The sequence below is a fragment of the Staphylococcus microti genome (assembly GCF_000934465.1).
Taxonomy (GTDB): domain Bacteria; phylum Bacillota; class Bacilli; order Staphylococcales; family Staphylococcaceae; genus Staphylococcus; species Staphylococcus microti.
Genome location: NZ_JXWY01000033.1, coordinates 143,979 through 168,429 on the forward strand (window position 1 = coordinate 143,979; position 24,451 = coordinate 168,429).

General features: G+C 40.4%; 23 protein-coding genes. 12 read left to right on the forward strand and 11 right to left on the reverse strand.

Annotation, left to right across the window (positions count from 1 at the left end; genetic code table 11):
* The first annotated feature begins 99 nt into the window (after positions 1-99).
* From TP70_RS05520 to TP70_RS05535, 4 genes are all read left to right on the forward strand, one after another.
* Positions 100-861, forward strand: coding sequence for a class I SAM-dependent methyltransferase (locus tag TP70_RS05520; protein WP_044360174.1), 762 nt, complete (start codon positions 100-102; stop codon positions 859-861).
* 134 nt (positions 862-995) lie between these two features.
* Entirely contained in the window at positions 996-2,564 is a 1,569-nt protein-coding gene (locus TP70_RS05525; RefSeq protein ID WP_240626957.1) for an MFS transporter, read from the forward strand.
* Entirely contained in the window at positions 2,557-3,042 is a 486-nt protein-coding gene (locus tag TP70_RS05530; RefSeq protein WP_044360175.1) for a helix-turn-helix domain-containing protein, read from the forward strand. The genes TP70_RS05525 and TP70_RS05530 overlap by 8 nt, the downstream gene beginning before the upstream one ends.
* Before the next feature lie 386 nt (positions 3,043-3,428).
* Positions 3,429-4,844, forward strand: coding sequence for an alkaline phosphatase (locus TP70_RS05535; RefSeq protein ID WP_044360176.1), 1,416 nt, complete (start codon positions 3,429-3,431; stop codon positions 4,842-4,844).
* A gap of 49 nt (positions 4,845-4,893) precedes the next feature.
* Here the strand turns inward: TP70_RS05535 and budA are convergent, their stop codons facing one another.
* Positions 4,894-5,598: an acetolactate decarboxylase gene (gene budA / locus TP70_RS05540; RefSeq protein WP_044360177.1), complete on the reverse strand. Its 705-nt coding sequence runs from the start codon at positions 5,596-5,598 to the stop codon at positions 4,894-4,896.
* A 112-nt stretch (positions 5,599-5,710) separates the two neighbouring features.
* Between budA and TP70_RS05545 the strand changes: the two genes are divergently transcribed.
* Both TP70_RS05545 and TP70_RS05550 read left to right on the forward strand, forming a co-directional pair.
* Positions 5,711-6,415, forward strand: coding sequence for an MOSC domain-containing protein (locus TP70_RS05545; protein WP_044360178.1), 705 nt, complete (start codon positions 5,711-5,713; stop codon positions 6,413-6,415).
* A gap of 313 nt (positions 6,416-6,728) precedes the next feature.
* Positions 6,729-8,336 (forward strand): BCCT family transporter, encoded by a 1,608-nt coding sequence (locus tag TP70_RS05550; protein WP_084207657.1) that lies wholly within the window; start codon positions 6,729-6,731, stop codon positions 8,334-8,336.
* A 41-nt stretch (positions 8,337-8,377) separates the two neighbouring features.
* Here the strand turns inward: TP70_RS05550 and cudC are convergent, their stop codons facing one another.
* The gene (cudC, locus tag TP70_RS05555; protein WP_044360181.1) at positions 8,378-8,932 is read right to left on the reverse strand and encodes a choline uptake/conversion transcriptional regulator CudC; all 555 of its coding nucleotides are present in this window, start codon (positions 8,930-8,932) and stop codon (positions 8,378-8,380) included.
* A gap of 210 nt (positions 8,933-9,142) precedes the next feature.
* Between cudC and betB the strand changes: the two genes are divergently transcribed.
* The 5 genes from betB to pezT all read left to right on the forward strand — a co-directional run bounded on the left by betB (position 9,143) and on the right by pezT (position 16,491).
* Complete coding sequence (betB, locus tag TP70_RS05560) at positions 9,143-10,639, forward strand: betaine-aldehyde dehydrogenase (protein ID WP_044360183.1); 1,497 nt, start codon at positions 9,143-9,145, stop codon at positions 10,637-10,639.
* A 54-nt stretch (positions 10,640-10,693) separates the two neighbouring features.
* Complete coding sequence (gene betA, locus TP70_RS05565) at positions 10,694-12,400, forward strand: choline dehydrogenase (RefSeq protein ID WP_044360184.1); 1,707 nt, start codon at positions 10,694-10,696, stop codon at positions 12,398-12,400.
* Positions 12,401-13,424: 1,024 nt separating this feature from the next.
* Positions 13,425-15,053, forward strand: a complete 1,629-nt coding sequence (locus tag TP70_RS05575) for a BCCT family transporter (RefSeq protein WP_044360186.1) — start codon at positions 13,425-13,427, stop codon at positions 15,051-15,053.
* Positions 15,054-15,238: 185 nt separating this feature from the next.
* The gene (gene pezA / locus TP70_RS05580) at positions 15,239-15,718 is read left to right on the forward strand and encodes a type II toxin-antitoxin system antitoxin PezA (RefSeq protein WP_044360188.1); all 480 of its coding nucleotides are present in this window, start codon (positions 15,239-15,241) and stop codon (positions 15,716-15,718) included.
* The gene (gene pezT, locus TP70_RS05585; protein WP_044360189.1) at positions 15,715-16,491 is read left to right on the forward strand and encodes a type II toxin-antitoxin system toxin PezT; all 777 of its coding nucleotides are present in this window, start codon (positions 15,715-15,717) and stop codon (positions 16,489-16,491) included. Before pezA ends, pezT begins: the two co-directional genes overlap by 4 nt.
* Positions 16,492-16,533: 42 nt before the next feature.
* Here the strand turns inward: pezT and hisIE are convergent, their stop codons facing one another.
* The 9 genes from hisIE to TP70_RS05630 are packed head-to-tail and all read right to left on the reverse strand — an operon-like array spanning position 16,534 to position 23,446.
* On the reverse strand, positions 16,534-17,163 hold the full coding sequence (gene hisIE, locus TP70_RS05590; protein ID WP_044360191.1) for a bifunctional phosphoribosyl-AMP cyclohydrolase/phosphoribosyl-ATP diphosphatase HisIE: 630 nt from the start codon (positions 17,161-17,163) through the stop codon (positions 16,534-16,536).
* The gene (gene hisF, locus TP70_RS05595) at positions 17,154-17,918 is read right to left on the reverse strand and encodes an imidazole glycerol phosphate synthase subunit HisF (RefSeq protein ID WP_044360192.1); all 765 of its coding nucleotides are present in this window, start codon (positions 17,916-17,918) and stop codon (positions 17,154-17,156) included. The genes hisIE and hisF overlap by 10 nt, the downstream gene beginning before the upstream one ends.
* Positions 17,915-18,619 (reverse strand): 1-(5-phosphoribosyl)-5-((5-phosphoribosylamino)methylideneamino)imidazole-4-carboxamide isomerase, encoded by a 705-nt coding sequence (hisA, locus tag TP70_RS05600; protein ID WP_044360194.1) that lies wholly within the window; start codon positions 18,617-18,619, stop codon positions 17,915-17,917. Before hisA ends, hisF begins: the two co-directional genes overlap by 4 nt.
* A complete protein-coding gene (hisH, locus tag TP70_RS05605; RefSeq protein ID WP_044360196.1) occupies positions 18,612-19,187 on the reverse strand; it encodes an imidazole glycerol phosphate synthase subunit HisH in 576 nt (191 codons plus the stop codon). The genes hisA and hisH overlap by 8 nt, the downstream gene beginning before the upstream one ends.
* Positions 19,184-19,765, reverse strand: a complete 582-nt coding sequence (hisB, locus tag TP70_RS05610) for an imidazoleglycerol-phosphate dehydratase HisB (RefSeq protein ID WP_044360198.1) — start codon at positions 19,763-19,765, stop codon at positions 19,184-19,186. The genes hisH and hisB overlap by 4 nt, the downstream gene beginning before the upstream one ends.
* Positions 19,749-20,759 carry a pyridoxal phosphate-dependent aminotransferase gene (locus TP70_RS05615; protein ID WP_044360199.1) on the reverse strand — a complete coding sequence of 337 codons (1,011 nt, stop codon included), beginning with the start codon at positions 20,757-20,759 and terminating at the stop codon, positions 19,749-19,751. The genes hisB and TP70_RS05615 overlap by 17 nt, the downstream gene beginning before the upstream one ends.
* Positions 20,752-22,014: a histidinol dehydrogenase gene (hisD, locus tag TP70_RS05620; RefSeq protein WP_044360201.1), complete on the reverse strand. Its 1,263-nt coding sequence runs from the start codon at positions 22,012-22,014 to the stop codon at positions 20,752-20,754. The genes TP70_RS05615 and hisD overlap by 8 nt, the downstream gene beginning before the upstream one ends.
* Positions 22,004-22,618 carry an ATP phosphoribosyltransferase gene (gene hisG / locus TP70_RS05625; protein WP_044360203.1) on the reverse strand — a complete coding sequence of 205 codons (615 nt, stop codon included), beginning with the start codon at positions 22,616-22,618 and terminating at the stop codon, positions 22,004-22,006. Before hisG ends, hisD begins: the two co-directional genes overlap by 11 nt.
* 21 nt (positions 22,619-22,639) lie before the next feature.
* Positions 22,640-23,446: an ATP phosphoribosyltransferase regulatory subunit gene (locus TP70_RS05630; RefSeq protein WP_044360205.1), complete on the reverse strand. Its 807-nt coding sequence runs from the start codon at positions 23,444-23,446 to the stop codon at positions 22,640-22,642.
* Positions 23,447-23,730: 284 nt separating this feature from the next.
* Here TP70_RS05630 and deoC point away from each other — a divergent pair, with 284 nt between their 5' ends.
* Positions 23,731-24,393, forward strand: a complete 663-nt coding sequence (deoC, locus tag TP70_RS05635) for a deoxyribose-phosphate aldolase (RefSeq protein WP_044358479.1) — start codon at positions 23,731-23,733, stop codon at positions 24,391-24,393.
* Positions 24,394-24,451: the final 58 nt, after the last annotated feature.

Here is a 24,451-nt window from a genome sequence, read left to right on the forward strand (position 1 = left end):
GTGAGAATGTCATGAAATATCCATACTTGGTGTGCGATGGCATTATTTTTGTCATGCTATAATAATGATAATCATTATCAATTATTCGAGGTGACACATATGAGAAAAGAAGCAGGCCATACATTTTTAGCAAAACTCGGTAAAACAAGATTACGTCCAGGTGGTAAGCTTGCGACGGATTGGTTGATAGATAAAGGACAGTTTCGTTCAGATAAAAAAGTACTCGAAGTGGCATGTAATATGTGCACGACTGCGATACATTTGGCAAAGACGTACGGTTGTCATATTGAAGGTGTTGATTTAAACAAAACGGCGTTAGCACAAGGGGAGAAACATGTGAAAGAAGCAGGCTTGTCTGATAAAATTCATTTGCAACAAGCGAATGCGATGAATTTACCGTTTGAAGACAACAGTTTTGATATTGTATTGAATGAAGCAATGTTAACGATGCTTCCAGTGAAAGCGAAAGCACAGGCATTGCAAGAATACTACCGTGTACTGAAACCGGGTGGTGTACTTTTAACGCACGATATTGTCATTCAAGATTCCAAGAAAGAAGCGGAAGTTATTGACGACTTGTCTCAAGCAATTAATGTAAATGTTTCCCCTCAATTAAAAGAGAAGTGGGCGGCATTGTATCGTGAAGCCGGTTTTACGGATATTGAAACTGAACAGGGACCGATGACGTTGATGACGCCTAAAGGAATGATTTATGATGAAGGCGTGAAGGGTACTGTGAAGATTGTTAAAAATGCACTAAAAAAAGAGAATCGACCGATATTTATGCGTATGTTCACGACGTTCAAACGTCATAAAGCTGATTTGAATTATATCGTGCATGCAGCACATAAAGCAGAATAAGTATGATGACATCAAGGACTACATTGTAATGACTAAGAAGGTTGTTGCATGTAGTCTTTTTATTTGTTCATATGTTATTCACATCCCTACCATAAAATAGTAGTATTAAGAAAAACGATAAGGGAGGACTTTTGGTGGAGTCAGGGAAACAAACCCAATTTAATTTTGTAGCGATGCTCTTATTGATTGGTGTATTTATGGCTGCATTGGACAATGGGATTATTAGTGCGGCTTTAACGACGATTAACCAATCTTTTGAAATACAGCCTCAAATGGGTGCTTGGGGCATTGCGATTTATACACTAGGAATGGCGGTTGCCACACCGATTGCCGGTAAATTGGCGGATATGTATGGGCGCAAGAAAGTCTATATCATTGAAGTGATTTTATTTGGACTCGGGTCATTACTTGTGGCGTTAAGTCCGAACTATACATTTTTTATTATCGCGCGTTTGATTCAATCTCTCGGTGGCGGTGGTTTATTCGTCATTGCGAGTGCGCATTTCATCTCAACGTATGATCGTTCTAAACAAGGCGCAATGCTTGGTGCGTTAGGTGCGATGAATGGGATTGCTTCCGTACTCGGGCCGAACCTTGGCAGTTTATTGATTAAACTCACAGGCACATGGCACTGGCTGTTTTTGATTAACGTTCCGATTGCGGTGTTTATTACTGTGTTTGTCATGTTGAAAATGTCAGAAACGCAACGACCGGTTCAAAAGAAAATGGATACGTATGCGATTATGATGTTTTCACTTTCGACATTGTTTGTCATGTTCGGTATTTATAATATTCGTGCAAGCAGTGCAATGAGTAGCACGATGCGTTGGTCTGTTGTTGTTTTCTTCGCATTAGCCATTTTAGGCTATGCGCTAATGATTTGGATTGAAAAACGCAATGAAGGCAAAAATATTGATGCATTTTTACCATACTCTTTATTACGTAAACCGACATTTTCTGCGATTCTTGTTATGGGAATTTGTTCGGGTATGTTAATCGGCGCCATTATCTTTATTCCTTCTTTTGTCGAAAATGTATTACATGTGAGTGCGGCAGATAGTGGTTTCTGGCTGACACCACTCGCATTGGCATCAGGTGTCGGTGCGTCTATGGGTGGTCGTATGGTCGATAAAAAAGGACCTGTTTTTGCATTAATCGTGGCGAGCTTGATTAGCATACTTGGTTATGGTGGTTTAGCCCTATTTACAACGGGTGTCGTGACATTTATGTGCTTTTCAATTATTGCTGGTCTTGGATTTGGCTTTACGATTGGTGCACCTATGACCGTATTGGCGACACGAACGGCAGGTTATGCTGAAGATCGTAATAGTACGGTTATTGCGACGTTATCTGTGTCACGTCAAATGGGGATCACGATTGCCCCAACGTTATTTGCGACATTGATTCAACTTGGTTTTAGCCAAACGATGGCAAAAGTAATGGATACGTTAGCCGAACGTCGTATTGCGCGACAAGAGGTACCGGCACATTTAATGGATAAAGTGGAACAAGTGAATGGCAGTACGTATGCACTTTGGCAACAGTTGGAAAGCATGCCACAGACACCTGTACGTCAAGCGTTGATGCACGCACTAGAGTCTGTAGCAAGCACAGCATTTATGCCGGTCTTTTTAACGGCGACATTAAGTTCAGTTGTTATTTTGGTATTAACTTTGATTTTCAGACGCCAATTTAGTGAATAATATTATTCAGAAGACACATAGACTGTTAACAGGGATTAGTCAAATTGAAAAAGGGACAGGGAATCCAAGTATTAATACGTTGTGGAAACTTGCCAATGGCTTACATTTACCGTTAAATGCGTTGATTAGTTATGATAAACGTGGCATACAGCACGTTGCGACAGAAGATTTAACACCCATTTATAATGACGATCAATCGGTCATTGTGTATCCATATTTTCCATATGATAATGCGCATGGATTTGAAATGTTCAGTATGGTTATTGAACCGGGTGGTAAGTTGGAATCGGAAGGACATCGAGAAGGTTCTAAAGAATTTATTATTGTTAATGACGGAACACTTGCGTTGGAAATAGGCGATCAAATATATCAAGTAGAAGGGTCACAAGCGATTAGTTTTAATGGAAATAGTAAGCACAGTTATCGCAATGACACGACAGAACAAGTGCTTTTAACGGCGACAATTCAATATGTATAATGGAGAATTAGTATTTTAAACAGCGGGTAGGCTACTGGCAGTGAGCGGGGAGTCTACCTTTTGTACGTTTTTGTACATTAGTCAAAATGTTTCATGTGGAACGTGAGGTTGGAATACAAGCGTTTAGGATTTTAGCAGATTAGAATCTCAGTGTATTCAATTTCCATTAACCTTATTAGTAGTAGATGTTTGATGCATATTTAATCGGAAGGACAGGGAAAGCTTTTTGTAAAAATGAGATTGCTGTCCCATTTCTAGAGTCCCAATCCCTTAAACTCTAGCTTCGGAAGGCCTTAACATAATCTTCATATTAACTTCAAAGTCTCTTTAATAACTTTGATTACAATAAGGCTGAATCTAATATTTTGAAAAGGGGTTTGTGACATATGAAGTTACGAAAATCATTGAGCAATATCGTCATTGCAAGTTCATTAGTAGGTGCGTCGTTAGTTGGGACGGCACCTGAAACGATGGCTAAAGAAAAGACGGAAGATCAAGTATCTGTTTATGGTGACACAGAAAGTCCGAAAAATATCATTTTCATGGTTGGCGATGGTATGGGACCTTCTTATCAAACGGCGTATCGTTATTTTGCTGATAATCCGGAAACAGAAGATATGGAGTTAACCGCATTTGATGATTATTTTGTCGGTAGCCAACGTACATTCTCTGCTAATAAGAAAGAAAATGTCACAGACTCTGCAGCGGCTGGAACAGCGATTAGTTCAGGACATAAAACGTACAATGGTGCGATTGGTGTGGATGCGAATAAAAATAAAGTGGAAACAGTGCTAGAACGTGCCAAGTCACTTGGTAAATCAACAGGATTGGTGACAACCGCAGAAATCACGGATGCGACACCTGCTGCGTATGCGTCACATGTACCGGATCGTGATCAAAAAAATGAAATTGCGAAACAGTATTTTGAAGATCGTATTCAAGAAAACCATAAAGTAGATGTATTGCTCGGTGGTGGTGCGAAATATTTCGGTAAAGAGAATGGACAGCTTGATAAAAAATTTGAAAAAGATGGTTATGATGTTGTAACTACCAAAGAAGAGTTGGCTGAATCAGACAGTGATCAAGTATTAGGGTTGTTTGCCGAAAAGAATATGCCATTACAAATTGATGCGCCTGACGATGATCCACGTCTTGTTGATATGCAACAATCGGCTTTAGATCGTTTATCGAAAAATGACAAGGGCTTTTTCTTAATGGTAGAAGGTGCGTCGATTGATAAACAAGGGCATACGAATGATGTCACAGGTGTCATGTCAGAAATGCAAGGTTTTGAAAAGGCGTTTGAAGGTGCGATGCAGTATGCGAAAGAAAATCCAGATACACTTGTTGTGGCGACAGCAGACCATTCAACAGGTGGTTTATCGGTCGGAAAAGATGGCAAATATTCATGGGATGCTGAACCTATACGCAATATGAAACATTCATCACAATGGATGACAGAACAGATTGTAGCTGGAAAATCTATAGAAGAAACAATTCAAGCAGGTTATGGCTTTGATGTGGATGCCAAAGCGATTGAAAAGATAACAAAAGAAGCAAATAAACTTGCGAAATTAGATGAAAAGAAAGATGAAGACAAGTACAAGCAACAGTATCAAGCGTTACAAAATGCAGTGCAACAGCCAATTAATGATGCGTCACATACGGGCTGGACATCATACGGTCATACGGGTGTCGATGTAAATACGTATGCTTATGGACCAGGTGCTGAAGCATTCCGCGGTCATATTAATAACGTTGAGAATGCAGAACATATTTTTAACTTCTATGATCAGCAATAAAATATTGAACCGCTCATTCATAGACAATTGTCTATGAATGGGCGGTTTGCTATTCTGCTTGGCGAATGTCTTCTGCAATATCTTCATAATCAAATGTTTTATTAAGAAAGCTCGGATCGGTGGATAAATGTTGCTCAAATCGTGCACAATTTTGAATTTGGATAGTCCCTTCTGCAAGGTCAAATCCTAAAATATGTCCCATAAATGTACGGTCTTCAGAAATAAAGTGTGCGTGGAAACCTGCCGCACCAATGCCGTGAAAGACTTCAGGTGTATAAACAGCCACAATCGTACCGGAAATATTGTCGCGATGGTATTCAGGTTGCGCTTTCGCTGATGTAATTAATCGTGTGTACGGTGGATTTTGTTTTGGCATAATTCGGACATGCATGTGCTGAAATGTGCCAGTAATTTTAACCATCGCAAATAAGTTTTCACTGAGCATTTGTTCGCGAATTTTTTGATATAAAGTCTCATGATCCGATGTGCTAGATTCAAAGGTTGTATCTGCTGAGAATTTTGAAACAGAAGCATAAGGTGTCAGTGCATCACCAGTTAGTTTGTGTACGTCACTATCAGAAGTGGTCGCATGGAATGCTTGACCGTCAACAAAAATGACTTCGCCGTCTGAGCCTGTCAATGTCGCAATGCCATGGTCACCGTGTTGAAGTAGTGTGTCGATTGAACATGTGCCTTCCAATGCACCTGCCATCAATGTTCCTAAAGTCCCATGTTGAAATAATGTATGTTGCATAAGTTGTTGCCACCTTTATCTATATTGGTTATTGTTAGTGTATAAGGCATTTTCATTGGATACAAGCGTAAAGATTGTATGCGATTAAATCTGACAAGTTCGAAAGGGGACGATGTGCGTGACACGTCAAGTTCAAAAACTTTATGTCGGTGAAGTACAACAACACGGAGAAACCAATGTAGACGACAAAATGGCACAAACATGGACAACAGCGATGTATAAGCAAGAAACAACCGAGCCTGTGTGGCTGAGTAAAGAAGGGTTAAAAGGGGATGCTGTGGCGGACACACGCCATCATGGTGGCCCAGAAAAAGCATTATTTGCTTATGCTGTGTTGCATTATGCCACGTTTAGCGAGCGTTACCAACAAGAGATACGTGTTGGCAGCAATGGCGAGAACATTGTGGTAACGGGAATGGATGAAGAAAATGTGTGTATCGGCGATATTTATCAGATTGGCGATGCGCTTGTGCAAGTGTCACAGCCGAGACGTCCATGTTGGAAGACGAGCCGCCGTCAACGCATTATGGACTTTGGTGCAATGCTAGAAGAAACGGGTAAAGCGGGTTGGTATTATCGTGTGCTCAAAGAAGGTTATATCCAACAAGGCGATACGCTAGAATTAAAAGAACGTCCTTATCCTGAATGGACGATACAGCGCATGAATGATACATTGCGTGGTGCAACTGATATGGCGTCATTAAAGGAACTACAAGAAGCACCGTTTACACCTGAAAGTTGGCACGCTACATTGGCAAAACGTATTGCTGGCGAATCAGTTGACGATACCCCAAGATTATATGGTCCAAATATTTAAAATAATGTACTCATCTTATATAAAGGTGAGTATTTTTGTGCTTTTTAAAAATAAATAATTATTAGTTAATTATGAATAAAAATACATAAAATGAATTGTTAAGTTTTGATTTAACGTTCTTAACCTACTTTATAACGTTGTTTTGTCAGCGTTTCAATTGTAGAGTTGTTATATATATTCATAATCGTATGTGTATGATATTGAATGAAATTTGCATTAAAATGTAATCTTCGTTAGGCTAAAGCAGAGGTTTTATGATGACATGCTACAGATTAACGAAGGGGGATTCACTGTGCATAGAAAGAATAAACTAATGGATTGGATTGTCTTTTGCGGGACAGCAATGGTGCTGTTACTCGCTGTCATACCTATGATGGTCTTTCCAAAACAAAGCCGTTCCGTCGTCGTGGCGATGAATGATTTTGTCACAACGAACTTAGGAGCGACATACCTTGTATTAGGTCTCGCAATTTTTTGTTTTGTATTATATATTGCGTTTGGTAAGTACGGTTCTGTAACGCTCGGACGTGCAAGCGATCGACCAGAGTTTAGTGACTTTGCTTGGGCGTCTATGTTATTTTGTGCCGGCATTGGCTCGGATATTTTATATTGGGGTGTGATTGAGTGGGCGTACTACTACCAAGGCCCACCGCAAGGCGCAAAACCGATGAGTGATGCAGCGCTTCAATATGCGACGATGTATGGCATGTTCCACTGGGGACCTATCGCATGGTCGATTTATGTATTGCCAGCTTTACCAATTGGCTATTTAGTGTTTGTGAAAAAGCAGCCGATTTTCAAAATTAGTCAGGCATGTCGCCCGATTTTAAAAGGGAAGACAGATGGTGTCATTGGTAAGCTCGTCGATATTTTATTTATTTTTGGTTTAATCGGCGGGACTGCGACATCACTCGCACTAGGTGTGCCGATGATTTCAGCTGGACTGGAGAAACTCACAGGCATCGACGGTTCCAGTCTCACTGTGAAAAGTCTCGTTTTAGTCGCAATTACGATTGTATTTGCGTACAGTTCATACCGTGGTTTGAAAAAAGGTATTCAACTGTTGAGTGACTTGAACGTTTGGCTCTCATTTGTGCTTCTCGCATTTATTTTTATCGTAGGACCAACCATTTTCATTATGGAGACCACAGTTACAAGTTTCGGGAATATGATTAAAAACTTCTTCCAAATGGCGACGTGGTTGGAACCATTTGGCGGTGTAGGCGGTCGTGAAGAAACGAACTTCCCGCAACAATGGACGATATTCTACTGGTCTTGGTGGATTGTGTATGCGCCATTTATCGGCTTGTTCATTGCACGTATTTCTAAAGGACGTACGTTGAAAGAAGTCATTCTCGGAACGATTGTTTACGGTACGTTTGGTTGTGTGTTGTTCTTCGGTATTTTCGGTAACTATGCAACGTATTTACAAATCACAGGACAATTTGATGTGATTGGCTTTTTAAATTCACATGGTACTGAAGCGACAATTATAGAAGTGGTACATCATCTGCCGTTTTCAAATGTGATGATCGTACTATTTATCTTGTCGGCGTTCTTGTTCTTAGTCACGACATTCGATTCAGCATCATACATTGTTGCTGCGGCGACACAAGTACGTGTGAAAGGTGAGCCATTGAAAGCAAACCGTTTATTCTGGGCGTTTGCGCTGTGCTTATTGCCGTTCTCATTAATGCTTGTAGGGGGCGAGCGAGCCCTTGAAATCCTACAAACGGCGTCAATTGTGGCAGGTGTGCCGCTTATCGCAATATTTATCATTATTATGATTTCGTTTATGATGATCTTATCGGGTGACCGCATTGCGCTACAAAGCCGTGCAGAACGCTTTAAGAAAATTGAACGTCGTTCGCTTAGAATTTTGCAAGTGAGCGAAAAAGAGGATGAAGATAATAATTTATAACATAAAAAGAAGTCTGGCAGTTCGTCGTGCCAGACTTCTTTTTATGCGTCTTCTTCATTTGGAATTGGGAAATGTTCAAAAATAGCGCCTGATTTAATCGCATCGCTAATCGAATTAAGCCATTGATAATATAGACGTGAGTGGCCCATATGTGCTTTCACTTCTTGTGCTTCTTGTCGTACCGCATCATCGACATCATCAGCTTCAAGAATTTCATCAATCATCGCTTCTGCTTCTTGAAGGGCTGCCATATTGATTTTAATTTCACGATACCATTTTTGTGTGAAGAAATTACTGAAAAACGTAAAGAAGTCTTTTTCAGCTTCAAAATGTTGTTTACGGCTACCACGTGTAAAGCGTTGTTTTACGACATCAAACTCTTGTAATTTTTTTACGCCTGCACTCATGCTTGGTTTACTCATTTGGAGTTCCGCGCGCATTTCATCGAGTGTCATACTTTCTTCAAATAACATTGTGCCATATAAGTTGCCGACACTGCGGTTAATACCGTATAAATCCATTGTTTCAGCAATCGAATTAATCACAATATCTTTTGCGTCTTCTAATTGTGCCTCATAATTTGTATGATGTTTCACTGCAAGGTCACCTCCCTTAATATGAGTCCTATCGGCTAAATTGTACGCTTGTTGAGAGCAGAAACTCAAGTTTTTCTCGCAAAAAATTGAAAAGTCGATGGGCTATCAAGGCGTTTTGAGGAAAGTTGACCGCTTTCAAAAGGTGTGTTAGAGTTAATTTTGTGAAATTCGTTAAATAAAAACTTAACAAACTTAACAGAGGTGTATAGGATGGAACTGATTAAAAATTTGTCACGCCGTCAGTTTATTGATGGCGAGTGGGTAGAAAGCAGTAATCACGGCACACGTGAGATTATCAATCCATACAATCAAGAAGTTATTATGACAGTCGCAGAAGGCACAACGGATGATGTAGAACGTGCGATTTTAGCAGCACGTCGTTCGTTTGATGCGGGGGACTATGCGCAAGCAACTGCCGAATATAAAGGGCAAAAAGTACGTGAAATTGCCGATAAAATTAAAGAAAATCGTGAAAATCTTGCACAGTTGGAGACGTTGGATACAGGTAAGACGTTAGAAGAATCTCGTGCGGATATGGACGATATTCATAATGTTTTTATGTACTTTGCAGGATTAGCAGACAAAGATGGCGGTGAACTGATCGATTCGCCAATTCCAAATACAGAAAGCAAAGTCGTGAAAGAACCGATTGGTGTGGTTACTCAAATTACACCGTGGAACTATCCGTTGCTTCAAGCGTCATGGAAAATTGCACCAGCTTTAGCAACAGGTTGTTCATTGGTCATGAAGCCAAGTGAAATTACGCCGTTAACGACAATTCGTATTTTTGAATTGATGGAGGAAGTTGGTTTTCCGAAAGGCGTTATTAACCTTGTTTTAGGTGCTGGCTCTGAAATTGGCGACGTTATGTCAACGCATCCAGAAGTAGACTTAGTATCATTCACTGGTGGCATTCAAACAGGTAAACGCATTATGAAACAAGCGGCCGACAATGTGACAAATGTTGCATTAGAACTTGGCGGTAAAAATCCAAATATTGTGTTTGACGATGCAGACTTTGACTTAGCTGTAGACCAAGCATTGAACGGGGCATATTTCCATGCAGGGCAAGTATGTTCAGCTGGTTCACGATTAATCGTTCATAATGCGATCAAAGATGATTTTGAAGCAGCGTTAATTGAACGTGTCAAAGGTATTAAAATGGGCAATGGCTTTGACGATGCAACAGAAATGGGCCCACTTATTTCAGCGGCGCATCGTGATAAAGTCGAAAGCTACATGCAAATTGCCAAAGAAGACGGCGCGACAATCGCTATTGGTGGTAAGCGTCCGGAACGTGAAGACTTACAAGACGGCTTTTTCTTTGAACCGACTGTTATCACAAATTGTGAGACGTCAATGCGTATCGTCCAAGAAGAAGTATTCGGTCCAGTCGTGACAATCGAAGGCTTTGATACAGAAGAAGAAGCGATTCGCCTTGCTAATGATTCCATTTACGGACTTGCAGGCGGTGTGTTCTCACAAGATATTGGTAAAGCACAACGCGTTGCACACAAGTTACGCATGGGCACAGTATGGGTGAATGATTTCCATCCTTACTTTGCACAAGCACCATGGGGCGGCTATAAACAATCAGGTATCGGCCGTGAGCTCGGTTCAGCAGGTTTAGAAGAATATTTAGAGTTGAAACATATTTTAACGAATACAAATCCAGAACCAGTGAATTGGTTTAGCAGTAAAGAATAGTAATTTGCACATAGAGAAACAATCACTTGAAGTTAAACTTGAGGAGGATGTTCGATGGGTAAAGCATACGATAAAATGTACGACTATATTATTATTGGTGGCGGTAGCGCAGGATCTGTATTAGGTGCACGCCTGAGTGAAGATAAAAATAAAAAAGTGTTGGTATTAGAAGCGGGACGCAGTGACTACCCGTGGGATTTATTAATTCAAATGCCAGCAGCACTGATGTATCCGTCAGGCAATCGTTTTTATGATTGGAAATATGAAACAGACGGCGAACCACATATGAATGGACGAAAAGTATTCCATACACGTGGGAAAGTACTCGGTGGGTCAAGTTCGATTAACGGCATGATCTATCAACGTGGGAACCCGCTTGATTATGAAAAATGGGGTAGCCCAGAAGGTATGGAAACATGGGACTATGCACATTGCTTACCATATTTTAAACGCTTGGAAAAAGCATTTGGTGCAGCAGAGGATGATCCAATTCGTGGTTTAAATGGGCCTATCAAATTGCGTCGTGGACCAGCGAACAATCCGCTATTCCATTCATTCTTTGATGCAGCGGTAGAAGCGGGCTACAAAAAAACACAAGACGTGAACGGTTATCGTCAAGAAGGCTTTGGCCCATTCGACAGTCAAATTCATAACGGGCGTCGTGTTTCAGCGTCACGTGCGTATTTACGCCCAGCGATGAAACGTAAAAATTTAACAGTCAAAACACGTGCATTTGTTGAGAAACTGCATTTTGATGGCAATACAGTGACAGGCGTTACATATAAACGCAACGGTCGCTTACACAAAGTATTAGCACGAGAAGTCATTTTATCAGGTGGCGCATTCAACACACCACAACTATTACAATTATCAGGTATTGGTGACACAGAATACTTAAAAACATTAGGTATCGAACCACGTGTTCATTTACCAGGTGTCGGTGAGAACTTTGAAGACCACTTGGAAGTTTACATTCAACATACATGTAAAGAACCGGTGTCAATGCAACCAAGCTTGAATAAATTGAAAATGCCATTTATCGGTTTAGAGTGGTTAACACGTCGTACAGGTGCAGCCGCAAGTAACCACTTTGAAGGTGGCGGCTTCGTACGTTCAAACGATGAAGTAGCGTATCCAAACTTAATGTTCCACTTCTTGCCACTTGCGGTACGTTACGATGGACAAAAAGCAGAAACAGCACACGGCTATCAAGTACACGTAGGACCAATGTATTCAAACTCACGTGGTAGCTTGAAAATTACATCAACAAACCCATACGTGAAACCGAAATTCGTCTTCAACTATTTATCAACAGAAGAAGACAAACGTGAATGGGTTGAAGCGATTCGTGTCGCACGTAATATCTTGAAACAACCCGCAATGGATCGCTTTAACGGTGGCGAAATCTCTCCGGGACCAAGCGTTCAAACAGACGAAGAGATTTTGGACTGGGTACGCCGTGATGCAGAAACAGCATTGCACCCATCATGTAGCGCCAAAATGGGACCTGCCTCAGACCCAATGGCAGTGGTAGACCCATTAACGATGAAAGTGCACGGCATGGAAAACTTACGTGTTGTTGACGCATCTGTTATGCCAACCACAACGAACGGTAACATCCATTCACCAGTGCTTATGCTCGCTGAAAAAGCAGCAGATATCATCAAAGGTGTGAAACCATTAGAGCCAGAACATGTGGATTACTATGTTCACGGCAAAAATGATCCGGACGATGGTGCCGTAACATCATATCGAATCTAACATATAGAGCCCTTAACCACACCGCATTCGTTGTGTAAAGTTAAGGGCTGTTTTTATGGTTAAATAAAGGGAAGACCAAAAAATAATAAGAACAAGAGAAGAGGATATAACACCACTAAATTGATAGTGTTAATCAAGCTACTTATTTTCCAAATGGCTTTATGTTCAGGTTGGCTAACGATTAATAGTAGTAAAGAGAATGTTAATAAAATAAATGAGGTCACAACAAAACTATTAAGACTGTCCCCACCATACCAATCTGAAGGTGTGATAGGGAGAAAAAGTAAGACTAAAAGTACTAAGTAATTAGCGGCATTTATAACGTACATCATTGTTTTCATGATTCACACAAACTTTCTAAGAAGATATATTTTGAATCATATTACCTGTGAAAAAAGGTATAACCTGTGCTAATTTTGTTTTACAGTGTTAAGTGTATGATTATCATCAAATTAAAACGACAACGCCCTCACATCTTTTAGGCAGATATGTTCTGATGTGAGGGTATTTTTATGTCGTGAAATGGTTTGTTTACTTGTAGTTCATATAGACTAAATATGTTACGAAAATAAAGCCGAACAACATATGCACCCAAAAGATAACATAGCGCTGTTTTTTTGTTAGAGGAGACTGGCTTGCGAACCGTTGCGCTCTCCTTTTTTGATTCCAGTTGAATAGCCATGTCCAAATGAGTGCGTATAAGAGTGTTCCTATAATACCTATTAATATAAGCGTGATAAGGCTCATCAATATCGTCCCCTTTGTTTTTTAGTTTTTTCAAAAAGGTATCTATCTGTTGTTTACTCATGAATAAAAATAGGGAATAGGTTATAAGCTGATAAAGCACTGTATTTTTGTATAGAAAGTTGGTGCGAGTGTCATGATGACATATTTTACTGGTTTGTTACAGTATACATTGAAGGCTAGTGTTCGTAAATTGATGTTGTCCAATTTCCAACAATGACATGTATTGAAGATACATTGGAGATATGACATATGCTATAGATAAAAAGGGGATGTTAGGATGTATAAAAATCAAAAATTAATGGATTGGATTGTTTTTTGTGGGGCAGCGTGTATCTTGTTGCTTGCTGTTATACCAATGATGATATTTCCAAATCAAAGTCGTGCTGTTGTTGTGGCGATGAATGAAGTCGTGACAACAAATCTCGGAGCGACATATCTTGTATTGGGTCTCGCAATCTTTTGTTTTGTTTTATATATTGCGTTCGGAAAGTATGGCTCAGTGACACTTGGACGTGAAAGTGATCGTCCAGAGTTCAGTGATTTTGCGTGGGCATCTATGCTGTTTTGTGCTGGAATAGGTTCGAATATTTTGTATTGGGGTGTGATTGAATGGGCGTACTATTTTAAAGCCCCGCCTCAAGGTGCCGAGCCTATGAATGATGCCGCACTAAATTTTGCCACAATGTATGGCATGTTTCATTGGGGGCCGATCGCATGGGCGATATACGTTTTACCGGCATTGCCAATTGGTTATTTAGTCTTTGTAAAAAAGCAACCTGTTTTTAAAATCAGTCAAGCGTGTCGTCCGATTTTAAAAGGGCAAACGGATAAATTTATTGGTAAACTAGTTGATATTTTATTTATTTTTGGTTTGATTGGTGGGACTGCAACATCACTTGCACTGGGGGTTCCAATGATTTCAGCTGGTTTAGAGAAATTGACGGGTGTTGATGGATCTAGTATGGTTGTAAGAAGCTGTGTACTTATTGCAATTACGATTGTTTTTGCATACAGCTCTTATCAGGGTTTGAAAAAAGGTATTCAAGTATTAAGTGATGTAAATGTATGGCTATCATTGATTTTACTGGGATTTGTCTTTATCGTTGGACCGACAATTTTTATGATGGAAACAACCGTTACAAGCTTTGGGAATATGCTTAAAAATTTCTTCCAAATGGCCACATGGTTGGAGCCGTTTGGTGGTATTGGTGGGCGTGAAGAAACGAATTTCCCTCAACAATGGACGATTTTCTATTGGGCTTGGTGGATTGTCTTTGCACCATTTATTGGCTTGTTTATTGCACGAATTTCAAAAGGGCGTACATTGAAAGAAGTCGTTCTAGGTACAATTGTTTATGGTACATTTGGTTGTATGTTATTCTTTGGTATTTTTGGTAACTATGCAACGTATCTACAGATTACAGGTCAATTTGATGTGATAGCATTCTTAGATACACATGGTACAGAAGCGGCGATTATAGAAGTGGTGAATCATCTACCGTTTGCGCCAGTTATAATCGGATTATTCGTCCTTTCAGCATTTTTATTTTTAGTGACGACATTTGATTCGGCATCATATATTGTGGCTTCAGCGACACAGCTTCGCGTAGAAGGAGAGCCCATTAAATTGAATCGCTTGTTTTGGGCGTTTGCGCTATGCTTATTACCGTTTTCACTAATGCTTGTTGGTGGCGAACGTGCGCTTGAGATTCTACAAACAGCATCTATTGTTGCGGGTGTCCCGCTTATCATCATATTTGTTATTATCATGATATCTTTTATGATGATGTTATCAGCTGATCGTATTGCGCTTCAAACGCGTGCTGATCGGTTTAAGAAGATTGAACGACGCTCACTAAGCATCTTACATGCGAATGAAAAAGATGAAGAAGATACACATTTATAAGTACAAAATTAAGTGGGAAAGTGAAATGTCATGCTTTTATTTAGAGGTATTAGTGCATATATCATATAGCGCTATGGTGGAAGCGGATGATATATTCACTTTTTAAGTAGAAAGCAGATAATGCACCAAAATTGGTGCGTTATCTGCTTTTTTGCTATAATCAAAACAACGATAGGAGGTTTTTTATGATTGGACAAAATATAAAATCTTTACGCAGAACCAACCATTTAACACAACCAGAATTTGCTAAGATGGTAAATATTTCACGAAATAGCCTTAGCCGATATGAAAATGGAACGAGTTCTGTTTCTACAGACTTAATCGATCGTATTTGTCAAAAATTTAATGTATCGTATGTTGATATTGTAGGTGAAGAAAAAATGTTAACACCTGTAGAAGATTATCAACTCACATTAAAAATTGAGGTAATTAAAGAGCGAGGATCATCAATTTTATCACAACTCTACCGTTATCAAGACAGTCAAGGAATAGCTTTTGATGACGACGCAAATCCCTGGATTATCATGAGTGATGATATATCTGATCTTATCAATATGAAGATTTATCTTGTTGATACCTTTGAAGAAATAGAACGATATAATGGTTACTTAGATGGCATTGAGCGGATGCTCAAACATGCTATGAAGCAGGCGGTTGTTTCATGAAGCTAGAGGCATTTAGTGAGACACAGCTTCAGTTAGCACTAAATCGAATAATTCGTTCTCTAACGCGTGGTAAAACACCATCAAAACACCCTCGAGCCATCTTACTCGGGGGGCAAAGTGGTGCCGGTAAGACAACTTTACACCGCATTAAACAAAAGGAATTTCAAGGGAATATCGTTATCATTGATGGGGATAGTTATCGCTACCTGCATCCTAACTATCTTGCTATACAGAGAGAATATGGTAAAGAAAGTGTCAATTATACGAAATGGTTTGCTGGAAAAATGGTTGAACATCTAGTGTGTGTACTTGGTAAACAAGGTTATCATTTATTAATAGAAGGGACATTGAGAACAACGGAAGTTCCTAGAAAAACTGCTAGATTATTAAAGTCATATGGTTACAAAGTATCTTTAGCATTGATTGCGACAAAGCCAGAATTATCATATCTCAGTACTTTAATCCGATATGAAGAACTTTATGCGGTTGATCCTAATAAGGCTCGAGCGACATCCAAAGCATACCATGACAATATTGTGAGACATTTAGTCGGCAATCTACAAGAACTTGAAGACGAAAAACAATTCGATCAAATTCAAATTTATCAAAGAGATAAACAATGTGTGTATGATTCTTACAAAGACAAAAATGGAGCAGCAGCAGTTCTACAAGCATGTCTCTTTGGCAAGTGGCATACTATTGAGAAAGAGATGATGAGGTTGGGAAAGGAACAATTACATCTGTTGAGGGCTCAAAGAGATGAACAGCATTAAAAAACATGCTCACGGCAATGGTGGCATGTTTTTTTATGGTTATTACCAATTCTCAATATCTTGTCGTACGCCTTTGAAGTTATTTTGAGTGTTGTGGCGTTCGGCGAGTAGCGTCTCCACTTCTTCAATCGTTACGCCTTGTTCATGTAAGAGAACGAAGAAGTGGTAGAGTAGGTCTGCACTTTCGGCGATGAGTTCGGAGCGGTCATTTTTCATAGCAGCAATGACCACTTCAAATGCTTCTTCGCCAAATTTTTTCGTAATTTTTTCTTTCCCTTGTGTTAATAAGTAATGGGTGTACGATTGGTCGTCTTGTGCTGAGACGCGTTGCTGAATCGTTGTTTCAAGCTGTTGGAGTCGATATGGGATTTCCGTGTTGAAACAACTTTGCGAGCCGGTATGACATGTTGGTCCTTGTGGGTGGACGAACACTAAAATGGCGTCGCTGTCACAGTCGAGACGTATGTCGACGACGTTTTGTGTATGACCTGATGTTTCGCCTTTCTTCCACAAACGTTGCTTTGAACGAGAATAGAACCATGCGACACCTTCGTCTACGGTGCGTTCAAATGCTTCCTCGTTCATGTAGCCTAACATCAGTACTTGTTGTGTTGTGGCGTCTTGTAAAATAGCCGGCAAAAGGCCTTTGGAAAAGTCTGGTTTTAGTGCCATCTGACTGGAATCCCTCCTTGATCGAGTGTTGTTTTAATGGCGGTAACAGTCGTTTCTTTATCATGTAAAATACTGGCAGCGAGTCCGGCAGACACAGGTGTTTCATTAAATAGTTCCACAAAATGGTCTGCATTGCCGCCACCACCTGAAGCAATAATCGGAATGTTGACACGTTCAGCAATGCCGTTCAAATGTTCAAGATCAAAGCCGTTTTTCATGCCATCGTATGCCATACTTGTGACGAGTAGTTCACCTGCACCAAGCGCTTCAACTTCTTTCACCCAATCGTAAACACGTTTATTGGTACGTTTCTTTCCACCGTGCGTGCAACAGTAATAGTCATCCGTCTCAGGGTCGTACTGGCTATCAATCGCGATACAAATACATTGACGTCCGAACTTTTCACTCGCTTGACGAATGAGTTCCGGGTTTTTAAGTGCTGCCGAGTTGAGTGATACTTTGTCCGCACCGTGCTTAAGCAGTTGAGAAATATCGTCCAATGTTGAGATGCCGCCACCAACTGTTAATGGAATAAATAATTGTGAAGCGGTCTGTTGAATGATATCTAACGTTAAATCATGACCACGTTCAGTTTTTGAAATATCTAAAAAGACAAGTTCATCCGCACCGCTGTCGTTATAATACATTGCCAGTGCCACAGGATCTCCAATGTCACGTAATCCTTTGAATTGTACACCTTTAACAACACGCCCGTCTTTTACGTCTAAGCAGGGGATAATGCGTTTTTTAATCATTGTAATCCCTCCCAAAACTCAGGTTGGTTAGCGGCTTTGCCTACAATTGCGGCAGCCACACCTGTTGCTTCGAGACGTTGCAAGTCATCTTGGTTACGAATCCCGCCTGATGCGATAACAGGGAGTCGAGTATGTTCTGCCAGTTGTGCGGTACGTTCAAAGTTCGGTCCTTGTAGTTTCCCGTCTTTGGAAATATCGGTATAAATAATGCCACCAATCGGTAAGTGTTCGATTGTTGATACATAATCAAATAGGTTCAGTTGCGCGTCTTCTAACCAACCGTTAATTTTAATGTCGGTGTCGTATGCGTCAACAGAAACGTACAGTTTCCCGGGAAATAATGTAGCCATTTCTGTAAGCCATGCTGTATCTTGAATCGCTTTCGTTCCAACGATGCAATAGTCCACGCCACGGGATAGGTAAGCGCGAATTGTCTCGACATCACGAATGCCACCACCCACTTCAATAGGTTTCGTACTTTTATCAATCAAGTTCTGAATATAGTCCATTTCTATCGCGCGTTGTGATTTAGCACCGATAAGATCAATAATATGAATGCGATCGACACAGTCAAACTGTTGATAAAATTGAATGCTGTCTTCTGCTGAACGTGTCATCGCTTCTGATGTATTATAATCGCCCTCTGTTAAGCGCACGCTTTGTCCTTCAATTAAGTCAATTGCTGGCCATAGTTTAAGCATGTTGCCATCCTCCTTTGAGTGCTTGTGCGAGTATTTGTAGCCCGATTTCACCACTTTTTTCAGGGTGGAATTGAATACCGATATAACGGCCGTGTTGTACAATGCCCGGAATACGTGTGCCGTAGTCCGCATATGCGACAACATCATCATTCATCGGCGCTTGATAGCTATGCACAAAATAGACGTCATGCGTTAAATCAGCATTTGGCGCAATCAAGTTATTCCAACCGAGATGTGGCACAGTATACGGTGTTTGGATTTCAGTAATTTGCCCTTTAAGTAGTCCAAGTCCGGTCTCATGACCTTCTTCGCTTCCTTCATACATCAGTTGCATACCGAGACAAATCCCAACAATCGGCTTGTCGTATTGTTGCAAGAGTGTATCAAGATTGTACTGACGAATGGCGGTCATCGCATCTTTAAAGTGACCGACGCCTGGTAAAATGAGTTGATCTGCCGACTGAATCGTCTTTGGGTCACGTGATAAAACGACGTCATATCCTAAATGTTCAACTGCACGCTTGACGTTATGAATATTGCCGAGTCCATAATCTACAATGACAATCATGATTCAATCACACCTTTTGATGATGGAATGCGTGCCGTCTGAGCAGGGGCTAATGCTTGTTTTAACGCACGTGCAAAAGCTTTAAAAATCGCCTCAATCTCATGATGGGTGTTGCCTTGGTGTAATAAGTCGATATGAACTGTTAACCGCGCATTAATCACGAAAGCACGGAAAAATTCCTCGACAAGTTCAGTATCAAACTGTCCCACTTTTTCCTTACTAAAAGTGGCGTTAAAGTTGAGATAAGGACGTCCGCTAATATCAACAACAGCACGTGCTAACGTCTCGTCCATAGGTAAATATTGTTGTCCATAGCGTTCATAATACGGGTTGCCTTGAGTGAGCTGTAACAACAATTGTCCCAATACAATGCCGATATCTTCTGTCGTATGATGATCGTCTACCCATGTATCGCCTTGAACATCAATAGATAAAGATAACCCGCTATGGAAGCTGAACAGTGTAAGCATATGATCTAAAAAACCAACGCCTGTGTTAATATGACTTTCTGCGTTTGATTGTGTTATCGTGATGTCAATTTTTGTTTCTTTCGTTTCACGTTTAATTTGAAAGGTCATTCTGTTCACTCCATTCTTTTACGATTGCTTCAAAACGGTCCATATCTTCAGTAGACATAATAGAGTAACGTACGCAATCACCCATCGGTTGCTCTGTCACAGGATCATAAAATCTTGGTTTAAAGCCGCGTTCATAAATATATTCACCCAGTGCCTTTGCCTGTTCACCTGCTGTTAAAATAAAATTCGTTTCACTCGGGTAAAGGGTCAATTTATCATCGACATAACGTGTAAAAATCGTTTTAAGTCGCGCACTTAATGCACGTTGCTGTTCAACAAACATTTGCGTTGATTCAGGGTGTTCAAACAAATACGTCGCAATGCGTAGTGACAAAATATTCAGTGGGTACGGGTGTTCGATACGACGTACACGTGCAATTGTCTCTGGTGTGCCAATCAATACACCAACACGTAAACCAGCAAGTCCAAACGCTTTGGACAATGTGTGCATCACTACGATATGATCTTCTAACGTAATGTCGAGTGGTGTTGAAAAGTCGATATATGCTTCATCGACAACGATATAGCCACCTATTTCACGCATTTTATCGGCAATTTGTAAAATATAATCTTCAGCGAAACGTTGTCCCGTTGGATTATGAGGATTGCTTAAAATAAAGAAACTCGGTTTGACTTCATCGATGCGTTTTAAGACGTTTTCAATCGGAAATTGTAAGTCTGTTGTGGCATCGACAAATTCAATCGGACGTTGTACTTGTTCGGCATAAGCTTGATACATAAAAAAGTCAGGATTCAGCGTAAGACAGGGACCTTCAGGCATAATCAGCATGAGCTTTTGAATCAGTTCATCAGAGCCATTTGCGGCACAGACTTGGTCTTTTGAAAAGCCGCCAAAATAATTAGCATACGCTTGGCAGAAGCGGTCATAGTCATTGTCATGGTACAAGTTGTAATCTTGGTTATTCAGTATTTCAAAGTATGTCTCTGCTGATAAAGGCGTTCCGACACCTTCATTTTTATCGATTCTAATCATTCTGTTCCCCTCGCATTCTGACTAATAAAGATTGTTTGTGATTATAAAGCTGTTCATCTTCTGCAATGATGGCAGCCTCACGATATGTTTTCGCATAGGTTGTTTTAGACAGTTGAATGACTGTATGTTTTGTTAAAAAGTCATTCACTGATAAACCGTGTTGAAAACGAGCCGTTCGATTAGTCGGTAAGACGTGACTTGGTCCTGCGATATAGTCACCAATCGCTTCCGGTGCGTAACCGCCTAAAAATAAGCTGCCGACATAGTGAATATGTGGCACGAACTGTTCAGGTTGCGCGGCTTGAATAGATGCGTGTTCGGGTGCAATTTCATTCATCAGCTGACAACATGCTTCAAAACTCTCTGCATGAATGGCGTAGTGATGGTCACGTAGGCTTGCTGAGACAATACTTTGGCGCTCAGATGTTTGCGCAAGTTCTGCTAAACGTACTTCAAGGCGTTCTAGTAATTTTAAATCAGTTGAAATGACATATGTGCGAGCGAGTTCGTCATGTTCTGCTTGTGCCAATACATCGTATGCTACGGCTTCAATATCGCATGTGTTATCAATAATAAGGGCAATTTCACTCGGTCCTGCAATTTGATCAATGCCCACTTCGCCGTAAACGAGTTTTTTTGCATAAGCAACATATTGATTACCAGGCCCAACGATTTTATCTACTTTTGGAATGGTTTCTGTCCCGTAGGCGAGCGCTGCGATACTTTGCGCACCACCAACTTGATAGACGTGGTCGACGCCAACGATATGACAAGCAGCTAATACACTTTGTGCAACGCCTTCAGCTTGGGGTGGCGTTACAACGACAATTTCTTTTACACCAGCGACTTTCGCCAATGTAGCAGTCATTAATACAGTAGACGGATAACTTGCCTTACCACCTGGTACATAGACGCCCACACGTTCAATTGGATGATACACTTCGTACATTTCTTGATCACTCGATTGGTTTTGATAACGAATGCTTTCTTGATAGGTACGAATGCGGTTGTAACTGAGTTCTAGCGCTTGGCGTAACTGAGAATCTAAACGATCGTATGCTTGTTGTAGCTCTGCTTGTGGCACTTCAAGTGTTGTTACGTTGACACGATCAAACTGTTGATTGTAACGAAATAGTGCCTCGTCGCCTTGTTGTTTGACCGTTTCACAAATAGTAGCGATTTGATCATGTAATTGCGTATCCAACTGGGCAGTAGCTTGATATTGCGCGAAAAATTGTTCTGTATTATAAATCAATGAGCGACACTCCTAACATATTAATAAAGGCATCAATTTCATCAGATGCGGTAAAGAAACTTTGACGATTTGTAATTAATTGTGCTTGGACATCTCCAATAAATTCCTTTTCTACAAGCCCGTTAGAACGCAACGTATTCCCCGTCTGTACAATATCGACAATACCATCAACCATGCCAATCACACAGGCAAGTTCAATCGAACCAGATAATTCGATAAGCGACACATCTCGTCCAGTTTCTTTAAAATAACGCTGTGCGGTTTTAGGAAACGATGTCGCAATTTTACGGTATTCAGTCGTTTCTTCAAATGCAGCAACCGCAAAATGGCACGCACCAAATGGTAAACGAATGAGTTGGTTAACGTCATATGACTTTTCGGCTAAAATATCACTGCCTGTAATGCCGATATCCGCAATCCCTTGTTCAACATAAGTGGGAACATCATTCCCTTTCACAAATAACAAACGATACTGGTCTGTTTGAACTTGTAGTTGACGATCGCGTGACTCAATAAGTTGTACTAAGTCGCGTTCACCGCGTTGTGTAAGATAATCAATAAAACTTTTTAATAAACGTCCTTTGGCTAATGCGATGGTGAGCATGCCAGAACCCCCTTTGTAACGTTATAATGTGAGACCGAGACCGAATCCCTCAAGATTTCCTTTATAGTAGCCTCCGTTTAATGTTGTGTTACGTTCTGTTAAGACAGCATTCATAAAAATGCCTTTATAGTAAGAACGTGGTGGTTGTGGTGTTAAGTCCAAATGAATCGCTTTAATGCCGAGTGAACGGAAAAAGCTATCCCAATGATTCAACGTTGCAACAATGTGATGACTCGCATCAAAACGTGTATTAAGCTGTTGTAACTGTTCTTGTGTAGGTGTCTGCAACAATTGAACGAGTGGATGTTCGATACCGAGAAGCGTTGCAAGCACCGATATATTTCGTTGTGCGAGTGCAGTCATTACCGCATCGGTTTGTTGATCACCAAGCAATAAATGAACGAGTTCATAATGACCGATGATGACATAATCAATGTCGTCACGTAACGCTTCACGAATATAGTCATAAAATGTAGTGAATGCACGTTGCATCGCTTGAATGGTTGGCTGATAACACTCAAGACCGAGTTGTGTTTGAATCTTTTGATGTCGCACAATCGGACCAGAATAAGCGACAGATTCATGTTGACGATCGTACTGCTGATAGTAGCGCACAAGTTGATCTGTAAAGTCATTGCGCAACGCAAACAACTTCTCATGGTCTTGCCACACACTTCGCTCTTGCATTTGTTTTAAATCATCCGGCGTGAGTGCCTCCCAATTCAACGTCTCGATAAATGACGTGTCAATGAGTTGAAAGCCACGTTGTTCCGCCAAACGTAAAAAAGATACTTCATCCAACTTCGATGTAATCAAAGCATTCTCCATTTTGTTAACCTCGCTTTCACTCTCTACCAAACTAAAGTGTTTTTGTAATACGGTTATGTTAGCATATCGCAATAGACATTTCAACAGAATAATCAGAAAAATAATATAATTCCGTCTTGTAAGGGGTTAAATTGAAATGGTTTTCTAAATAGTTGTGTGGCGTAGGCAAATTGAAAATGTTTGAATCACTACTATATTTGTGAGTGCAACACTTAATAAATCGGTTTTTATCAAGCACAATGTTATAATTAATATATAAATCATAGAGATAGGAGCATGATAAGATGAATTACGCAAAATATATTGATCATACTTTATTAAAACCTGAATCAACACGTGCACAAATTGATAAAATTATTGAAGAGGCGAAAGAATACCACTTCAAATCAGTATGTGTGAATCCAACACATGTGGCGTATTCGGCTGAAAAATTAGCAGACTCAGATGTCTTAGTATGTACGGTTATTGGTTTCCCATTAGGAGCATCAACATCTGACGTGAAAGCATGTGAAACGAAAGATGCGATTGCGAAAGGCGCAGATGAAATCGATATGGTAATCAACATTGGTGCGTTGAAAGACGGACGTTATGATGATGTACAAGCAGACATCGAAGCGGTTGTTGAAGCATCTGGCGATAAAACGGTTAAAGTGATTATCGAAACAGTGTTGTTAACAGACGAAGAAAAAGTCAAAGCATGCGAGCTTTCTAAAGCAGCAGGAGCGGACTTTGTGAAGACGTCTACTGGTTTCGCAGGTGGCGGTGCAACACCGGAAGATGTGAAATTAATGAAAGATACAGTAGGCGATGCATTAGAAGTGAAAGCGTCAGGTGGCGTGCGTAACTTGGCAGACTTCCAAGCAATGTTAGACGCAGGCGCAACACGTGTTGGGGCAAGTGCAGGCGTACAAATTATGCAAGGGTTAGAAGCAGACACAGATTATTAAAAGACATAAAACTTTAAGGAGTGATTGTGATGACAACACCATTTCAACGTGTTCACTT

Excerpts from the sequence above, each read along its gene's own strand:
- hisF (WP_044360192.1), bottom strand. The coding sequence starts at position 17,918 with ATGATTAAAAAACGCATTATCCCCTGCTTAGACGTAAAAGACGGGCGT.
- budA (WP_044360177.1), bottom strand. The coding sequence starts at position 5,598 with ATGCAACATACATTATTTCAACATGGGACTTTAGGAACATTGATGGCA.
- hisG (WP_044360203.1), bottom strand. The coding sequence starts at position 22,618 with ATGCTCACCATCGCATTAGCCAAAGGACGTTTATTAAAAAGTTTTATT.
- TP70_RS05630 (WP_044360205.1), bottom strand. The coding sequence starts at position 23,446 with ATGGAGAATGCTTTGATTACATCGAAGTTGGATGAAGTATCTTTTTTA.
- TP70_RS05615 (WP_044360199.1), bottom strand. The coding sequence starts at position 20,759 with ATGATTAGAATCGATAAAAATGAAGGTGTCGGAACGCCTTTATCAGCA.
- hisB (WP_044360198.1), bottom strand. The coding sequence starts at position 19,765 with ATGACCTTTCAAATTAAACGTGAAACGAAAGAAACAAAAATTGACATC.
- betB (WP_044360183.1), top strand. The coding sequence starts at position 9,143 with ATGGAACTGATTAAAAATTTGTCACGCCGTCAGTTTATTGATGGCGAG.
- TP70_RS05545 (WP_044360178.1), top strand. The coding sequence starts at position 5,711 with ATGTGCGTGACACGTCAAGTTCAAAAACTTTATGTCGGTGAAGTACAA.
- pezT (WP_044360189.1), top strand. The coding sequence starts at position 15,715 with ATGAAGCTAGAGGCATTTAGTGAGACACAGCTTCAGTTAGCACTAAAT.
- TP70_RS05520 (WP_044360174.1), top strand. The coding sequence starts at position 100 with ATGAGAAAAGAAGCAGGCCATACATTTTTAGCAAAACTCGGTAAAACA.
- TP70_RS05535 (WP_044360176.1), top strand. The coding sequence starts at position 3,429 with ATGAAGTTACGAAAATCATTGAGCAATATCGTCATTGCAAGTTCATTA.
- deoC (WP_044358479.1), top strand. The coding sequence starts at position 23,731 with ATGAATTACGCAAAATATATTGATCATACTTTATTAAAACCTGAATCA.
- betA (WP_044360184.1), top strand. The coding sequence starts at position 10,694 with ATGGGTAAAGCATACGATAAAATGTACGACTATATTATTATTGGTGGC.
- hisH (WP_044360196.1), bottom strand. The coding sequence starts at position 19,187 with ATGATTGTCATTGTAGATTATGGACTCGGCAATATTCATAACGTCAAG.
- pezA (WP_044360188.1), top strand. The coding sequence starts at position 15,239 with ATGATTGGACAAAATATAAAATCTTTACGCAGAACCAACCATTTAACA.
- TP70_RS05550 (WP_084207657.1), top strand. The coding sequence starts at position 6,729 with ATGGATTGGATTGTCTTTTGCGGGACAGCAATGGTGCTGTTACTCGCT.
- hisA (WP_044360194.1), bottom strand. The coding sequence starts at position 18,619 with ATGCTTAAACTATGGCCAGCAATTGACTTAATTGAAGGACAAAGCGTG.
- TP70_RS05575 (WP_044360186.1), top strand. The coding sequence starts at position 13,425 with ATGTATAAAAATCAAAAATTAATGGATTGGATTGTTTTTTGTGGGGCA.
- hisIE (WP_044360191.1), bottom strand. The coding sequence starts at position 17,163 with ATGGCACTAAAACCAGACTTTTCCAAAGGCCTTTTGCCGGCTATTTTA.